Raw genomic sequence first — 7,053 nt, 5'->3', positions numbered from 1 at the left:
GTCGGCGGCGCGTGAGGCGCTGGCGGCCTACGGGGACGACGCGTAGGCCCGTGAAGGCCGGCGGCGGAGGCCGGTGAGGGCCGGTGACGGCCGGTGGCCGGTGAAGGTCGGAATTGGTCGAGTTGGCGAGAGAATGAAAGATGTCGGCAATGTCTGAGATGTCCGAACTCTCCATGGTGGGCCCGGTCCTTTTCAAGGCGGCCTGCCCGGAGTGCCGTGCCTGCTTCGAACTCTCCGCGGGCGCGCTGCGCCTGGCGATAGGGGCGAGCCGGCGCACCACGTTCTACTCGTTCGTGTGCCCCGAGTGCGACGCGGCGGTGCGCAAGCCCGCGGGGGAGCGGATAGTCGAACTGCTCACCCGCGGCGGGGTGCGCACGCTCCGGCTGGCGGCCGCGGTGCCCGCCGGCCCGCCCGTACCCGCTCCACCCGTACCCGCCGGGCCCGGCCCGACGGGCTAGGCTCTGGGCATGTTCTGGCCCATGCTCGCCATCGCCCTCGGTTTCTGCGGGATCGCCGTGCTCGGCGTCCTGGCGATCCGTGTCTTCCTCGAAGTGCGGCGGCTGGGCCGTCAGGTCGCGATCACGACGGACCGGATCAACCGCGCGGCGGAGGATCTGGAACACGCGGCGACCCGCCTCGCGGCGACCGGCGACGCGTTGCGCTGAGGCAGGTGGTGGTGACCGCCCCCTCCTGATTCACAGGACCGGACGGTACGCTCTGACCGTGGCCCCGACGAGGCGTGGGCCCCCGCGGGGAGTATGCGCAGGCATTGCCCCGCGTTTACCCACTCGGGTTACGATCGCTGACAGCACCATGACGTGACCTCGGTCCGGTGGTAGGGGCAGCACCCTCCCAGCCGCCTCAGTGAGAAGGAAGTCGCACATGATCGGCAATCTGAAGCCGCTCGAGATCGTTCTGATCATCGTTGTCATCCTGTTGCTGTTCGGTGCCAAGAAGCTTCCCGACATGGCGCGTTCGCTCGGCAAGTCCGCCCGCATCCTCAAGAGCGAGGCGAAGGCGATGAAGAAGGACGACGACGTGCCGGTGCCGCCCGTGGCCGAAACGGTGGTCGACCCGACCGCCCAGCAGCAGCCCGTCGCACGGACGATCCAAGCCGCTCCCGGTGATGTCACCAGCTCCCGTCCGGTCACCGAGCCGAACCGCACCACCCAGGGCTGAACCTCCCCACCGACGGCTGCTGTTACGAGACGAGGAACGTGGGTTGCTCAAGTCTGCCCGCAAGCAGGAGAAGGACGCCGAGGGGCGCATGCCCCTCAAGGAGCACCTGCGTGAGCTGCGAAACCGCCTGCTGAAGGCGGTGTTGGCGATCATGGTCATCACCGTCGTCGCCGCGTTCTACTACAAGGACCTGATCGACTTCATGCTGAAGCCGATCCTCGACTCGGTCGGCTGTGTCGACGGCGCGCGCAGGCAGGTGAACGGCAGGCCGTGCGCGGACATGACCGTGAACGGCCTGATCGCGCCCTTCTCCATCGCGCTGAAGGTCTCGCTCGTCGCGGGTGTGGTGCTCTCCACCCCGGTCTGGCTCTACCAGCTCTGGGCCTTCCTCGCGCCCGGTCTGCACCGCCACGAGAAGCGGTACGCCCTCTCCTTCGTCGGAGCCGGGGTGCCCCTCTTCCTGGCCGGTGCCGTCCTCGCGTACAAGATCCTTCCCCAGACCGCGCAGATCCTGCTGGAGTTCACTCCGGACGACGCGCGCAACCTGCTGCCCGTCGACGAGTACCTCGACCTCGTCGTGCGGATGGTGATCGTCTTCGGGCTCGCCTTCGAGCTGCCCCTGCTGCTGGTCCTGCTCAACTTCACCGGGGTGCTCACCGCGAAGCGGCTCGCCTCCTGGTGGCGGATCATGATCGTGGGGATCACGCTCTTCGCCGCGTTCGCGACCCCGACCGGCGATCCGCTCACGATGCTGTCGCTGGCGGCGCCCATCGTGCTGCTGTACTTCATCGCGCTGGGCATCTGCCTGCTCAACGACCGGCGCAGGCGGCGCAACAACCCGGACGCCGGTCTGGACGACGACGAGGCGTCCGACCTCGATCTGACCCCCGAGCCGGTCGGCGGGATCGAGCCCGTCGGATCCGTGCCGATGCTGCCCGAGCAGTCCGACGGCGGCCGGAACCACCGGGTCAACGGATACGACGACGTGACGTGAGACCGGCCGTCGCTCTCCATGGGCGTCACGGACTCCACGGGCGCCACCGGCGGTCCTGGCCGTGGGGGCGGCCGTGACCGGGGAGGTCACCCTCCTCGTCAATCCCACCGCGGGACGCGGCCGGGGCGCGCACGCCGCGCGGCCGGCCGCTTCGGCGTTCCGGGACGCCGGCCTCTCCGTCACCACCGTCACCGGCACGGACGCCGCCGACGCGCTGCGGCGCGCGCGGGACGCCGTCGCCGGCGGGACCGGCGCGCTCGTCGCCGTAGGCGGCGACGGGATGGTCTCCCTCGCCCTCCAAGCCGTCGCCGGTACGGCCACCCCGCTCGGCGTGATCGCCGTCGGCACCGGCAACGACTTCGCCAGGACCCTCGGACTGCCCTTCCGCGACCCGGCCGCCGCGGGCCGTCTCGCCGCCGGCGCGTTCAAGCGGGACGGGGGGTCCCTCGTGGACCTGGGGAGGGCGGGCGGGTCCGCCGGTGAAGAGGGACTGCCCGGCGGGACCTGGTTCGGCACGGTCCTGGCCACCGGCTTCGACTCCCGGGTCAGCGACCGGGGCAACCGGATGCGGTGGCCGCGCGGGCGCGCCAAGTACGACCTCGCGATGCTCGCCGAGCTGGCCGCCTTCCGGCCCGTGCCGTACCGCCTCACCCTGGACGGCGGCGCCGAGCGGGAGATCGAGGCCACCCTCGTCGCCGTCGGAAACGGCTCCTCGTACGGCGGCGGCATGCGCATCTGCGCCGGCGCGCGCACCGACGACGGTCTCTTCGACGTGACGGTCGTCGGAAGCTGTTCCCGTACGACCCTGCTCACCGTCTTCCCGCGGGTCTACCGGGGCACCCACCTGAGCCACCCCGCCGTCACCGTCCACCGCGCCGCCCGGGTGACGCTGGCCGCGCCCGGGCTCACGGGCTACGCGGACGGCGAACCGCTCGGCCCGCTGCCGCTCACCGCCGTCTGTGTCCCGGGCGCGGTACGGGTCCTGCGCGCGGAGAGCTCGCCGGAGGCGCTTTCCAAGGACGGATAAAGATCGGGCTGACTGTCAGAGGTGACGGGTAGGCTCGACAGCAAGATGACAGAGGACCTCTCCCCAGCCGAGCGGTACGCCGCTTCCCGGATCCGCGCCGCCGAGCAGGCCACGGCGCTCGCCCCCTTCCGTGAGATGTACGACTTCGGGCTGGACCCGTTCCAGATCGAGGCCTGCGAGGCACTGGAAGCCGGAAAGGGCGTGCTCGTCGCGGCGCCCACCGGGTCGGGCAAGACCATCGTCGGCGAGTTCGCCGTGCACCTGGCCCTGGCCGAGGGCCGGAAGTGTTTCTACACGACGCCGATCAAGGCGCTGTCCAACCAGAAGTACGCCGACCTGTGCAAGCGCTACGGCGCCGACAAGGTGGGCCTGCTGACCGGGGACAACAGCGTCAATTCGGACGCGCCGGTGGTCGTCATGACCACGGAAGTCCTGCGGAACATGCTGTACGCGGGCTCGCAGGCGCTCCTCGGCCTCGGTTACGTGGTGATGGACGAGGTGCACTACCTCTCCGACCGCTTCCGGGGCGCCGTCTGGGAAGAGGTGATCATCCACCTCCCCGAGTCGGTCACGCTGGTCTCGCTGTCGGCGACGGTGTCGAACGCGGAGGAGTTCGGCGACTGGCTGGACACCGTCCGCGGGGACACCCAGGTGATCGTCTCCGAGCACCGCCCCGTGCCGCTGTGGCAGCACGTGATGGCGGGCCGGCGGATGTACGACCTGTTCGAGGAGGGGAGCGACCACGGCGGCCGGGGCGTGGGCAAGCGGGAGACCAACCCCGACCTGGTCCGGCTGGCCCGGATGGAGAACCAGCGCACGTACAACCCGCGCGACCGCCGCCGCGGCAAGATGGTCCGCGAGGCGGACCGGGAGCGCGAGCGCAGACAGCGCAGCCGGATCTGGACGCCCTCGCGGCCCGAGGTCATCGAGCGGCTGGCGGCCGAGGGCCTGCTGCCCGCGATCACGTTCATCTTCAGCCGCGCCGCCTGCGAGGCCGCCGTACAGCAGTGCATGTTCGCCGGGCTGCGGCTCAACAACGACGAGCAGCGGCAGCAGGTCCGCGAGATCGTCGAGGAGCGCACGGCCTCCATCCCCGGCGAGGACCTGCACGTCCTCGGGTACTACGAATGGCTGGAGGGCCTGGAGCGGGGCATCGCCGCGCACCACGCGGGCATGCTGCCGACCTTCAAGGAGGTCGTGGAGGAGCTGTTCGTCAAGGGCCTGGTCAAGGCGGTCTTCGCCACCGAGACCCTCGCCCTGGGCATCAACATGCCCGCGCGGTCCGTGGTCCTGGAGAAGCTCGTCAAGTGGAACGGCGAGCAGCACGCGGACATCACCCCCGGCGAGTACACCCAGCTGACCGGCCGCGCCGGGCGCCGGGGCATCGACGTCGAGGGGCACGCCGTGGTGCTCTGGCAGCGCGGCATGGACCCGGGAGCGCTGGCCGGCCTGGCCGGGACCAGGACGTACCCCCTGCGCTCCAGCTTCCGCCCCTCGTACAACATGGCGGTCAACCTCACCCAGCAGTTCGGGCGGCACCGCTCGCGCGAGCTGCTGGAGACGTCCTTCGCGCAGTTCCAGGCCGACAGGTCGGTCGTCGGGATCTCCCGGCAGGTGCAGAAGAACGAGGAGGGCCTGGACGGCTACAAGGCGGGCATGACCTGCCACCTCGGGGACTTCGAGGAGTACGCGCGGCTGCGCCGCGACCTCAAGGACCGCGAGACGGACCTGGCCAAGCAGGGCGCGGCCCAGCGCAGGGCCGCCGCCGCGTCGTCGCTGGAGCGGCTCAAGCCCGGCGACGTCATCCACGTACCGACGGGGAAGTTCGCCGGCCTCGCGCTGGTCCTCGACCCCGGCGTGCCGGCGGGGCGGGCCAACGGCCATCGGGGGATGGAGTACCAGGACGGTCCCCGTCCGCTGGTCCTCACCGCCGAGCGGCAGGTCAAGCGGCTGGCGTCGATGGACTTCCCGGTGCCCGTGGAGGTGCTGGAGCGGATGCGGATCCCGAAGTCGTTCAACGCGCGCGCCCCGCAGTCCCGGCGCGACCTCGCGTCCGCGCTGCGCTCGAAGGCCGGTCACATCGTGCCCGAGCGGCACCGCAGGGAGCGGGCCGCCGCCGCGGACGACCGGGAGATCGCCCGGCTCCGCACGGAGCTGCGCGCCCACCCGTGCCACGGCTGCGACGAGCGGGAGGACCACGCGCGCTGGGCCGAGCGGTACCACCGGCTCCAGCGGGACACGCGCCAGCTGGAGAACCGGATCGAGGGGCGTACGAACACCATCGCCCGTACGTTCGACCGGATTGTGGCGCTCCTCACCGAGCTGGACTATCTGCGCGGCGACGACGTCACCCAGCACGGCAAGCGGCTGGCCCGGCTCTACGGCGAGCTGGACCTCCTCGCGAGCGAATGCCTGCGCGAAGGCGTCTGGGAGGGGTTGGGCCCGGCCGAGCTGGCGGCGTGTGTCTCGGCGCTGGTGTACGAGTCCCGGCAGGCGGACGACGCGGGGCCGCCCAAGGTCCCTGCGGGCAACGCGAAGGTGGCGCTGGGCGAGATGGTCCGCATCTGGGGCCGTCTCGACGCCCTGGAGGAGGACTTCAAGATCAACCAGGCGGAGGGGGTCGGACAGCGCGAGCCCGACCTCGGTTTCGCCTGGGCCGTGCACCGGTGGGCCTCCGGCAAGGGCCTGGACGAGGTGCTGCGGGACGCGGAGATGCCGGCGGGTGACTTCGTCCGCTGGTGCAAGCAGGTCATCGACGTGCTGGGGCAGGTCGCGGCGGCGGCGCCCCGGGAGAACAGCACGGTCGCGAAGAACGCGCGCAAGGCGGTGGACGCGGTGCTGCGCGGGGTGGTGGCGTACAGCTCGGTGGGGTGAGGGGCGTCAACGGCCCCAGCCGTCCCCCGGGCCGGGTCCTTCTCGGCCCGGGGGACGGCTTTTTGCGTGTCAGCGGGTGAGGTAGGCGCGCCAGCCGCCGTACCGGCTGATGTCGTCGCTGTCCTCCAGCGCGGAGGGTTCGCAGAGGAAGCCGGGGACGGTGGTGGTGTCGGACAGTTCGACGCGGCCCAGGGTCATCGGGCGGGGGAGCGCGGCCGTCAGGGCGCCGAGGCCCTCGGGCGGCAGCTGCCAGATCTCGACCTCGATGGCGTGGCCTTCCCGGGTGCCGGTGCGGCCGGTGTGCCCGGTGTGGACCAGGCCCGGTTTGGGCGGGTCGGTGCGCAGGGCGTGCAGGCGGTAGACCGGGGCCGTGGTGGTGGTACGGATCAAGCGGGCGCCCAAGGCGAGGAGTTGGGGGTTCAGTGGTTGGCCCGTCAGGTGGGCGCCCACCACCGCGACCTGGGTGGGCGGGGTGAGCAGGGCCGCGACGGTGGCCAGGTTCTCGTCCGTGCCCGCCGGGCCCACGAGCATCACGCCGAACGGGCGGCCGGCCACCTCGTCGCCCGGGACCGCCACCGCCGCCAGGTCGAAGAGGTTGGTGGAGTTGGTGAACCGGCCGAGGCGGGCGTTGGCGCCCAGCGGGTCGGCCGCCACCTCGGCGAGGGTGGGATGGCCGGGGGTGGTGGGCAGCAGGAGCGCGTCCGCGTCGCCGAGGGCGGTCAGCGCGGTCGCCCGCAGTGCGGCGAGGGCGGCCTGGTCCGCGTACAACCGGTGTGCGGGGATGTCACGGGCCCGGCGGACGATCGCGGCGACGGTCGGGTCGAGGTCGGGGGAGCCCTTGCCGACGAACGCGCCGACGGCGGTGTACCGCTCGGCGACGAAGGCTCCCTCGTAGAGCATCGCGGCGGCCTCGGTGAAGGCCGTCAGGTCGACGGTCGTCAACCGCGCCCCGGCGGCGGCGAGCCGGGCCGCTGCCGCT

The 7,053-nt window shown here is 71.9% G+C and carries 7 protein-coding genes; 6 read left to right on the top strand and 1 reads right to left on the bottom strand.

What is annotated here, in order from left to right:
* Positions 1-140: 140 nt before the first annotated feature.
* From GT042_RS08900 to GT042_RS08875, 6 genes are all read left to right on the top strand, one after another.
* Positions 141-458, top strand: a complete 318-nt coding sequence (locus tag GT042_RS08900) for a hypothetical protein (RefSeq protein ID WP_202532541.1) — start codon at positions 141-143, stop codon at positions 456-458.
* A 9-nt stretch (positions 459-467) separates the two neighbouring features.
* Entirely contained in the window at positions 468-665 is a 198-nt protein-coding gene (locus GT042_RS08895; protein ID WP_161308163.1) for a hypothetical protein, read from the top strand.
* A 217-nt stretch (positions 666-882) separates the two neighbouring features.
* Positions 883-1,179 (top strand): Sec-independent protein translocase subunit TatA, encoded by a 297-nt coding sequence (gene tatA / locus GT042_RS08890; RefSeq protein WP_161308162.1) that lies wholly within the window; start codon positions 883-885, stop codon positions 1,177-1,179.
* A 43-nt stretch (positions 1,180-1,222) separates the two neighbouring features.
* Positions 1,223-2,173, top strand: a complete 951-nt coding sequence (gene tatC, locus GT042_RS08885; protein WP_161308161.1) for a twin-arginine translocase subunit TatC — start codon at positions 1,223-1,225, stop codon at positions 2,171-2,173.
* A gap of 73 nt (positions 2,174-2,246) precedes the next feature.
* Complete coding sequence (locus tag GT042_RS08880; protein WP_161308160.1) at positions 2,247-3,200, top strand: diacylglycerol kinase; 954 nt, start codon at positions 2,247-2,249, stop codon at positions 3,198-3,200.
* Positions 3,201-3,245: 45 nt separating this feature from the next.
* Positions 3,246-6,074, top strand: coding sequence for a DEAD/DEAH box helicase (locus GT042_RS08875; protein WP_161308159.1), 2,829 nt, complete (start codon positions 3,246-3,248; stop codon positions 6,072-6,074).
* 69 nt (positions 6,075-6,143) lie between these two features.
* On the opposite strand, the gene GT042_RS08870 is transcribed toward GT042_RS08875, so the two are convergent.
* On the bottom strand, positions 6,144-7,053 hold a 910-nt coding region (locus tag GT042_RS08870), incomplete at its 5' end, for an amidase family protein (RefSeq protein ID WP_272925696.1).

The organism is Streptomyces sp. SID3212 (assembly GCF_009865405.1).
GTDB lineage: Bacteria > Actinomycetota > Actinomycetes > Streptomycetales > Streptomycetaceae > Streptomyces.
This window is presented reverse-complemented; position numbering and strand designations above follow the sequence as displayed.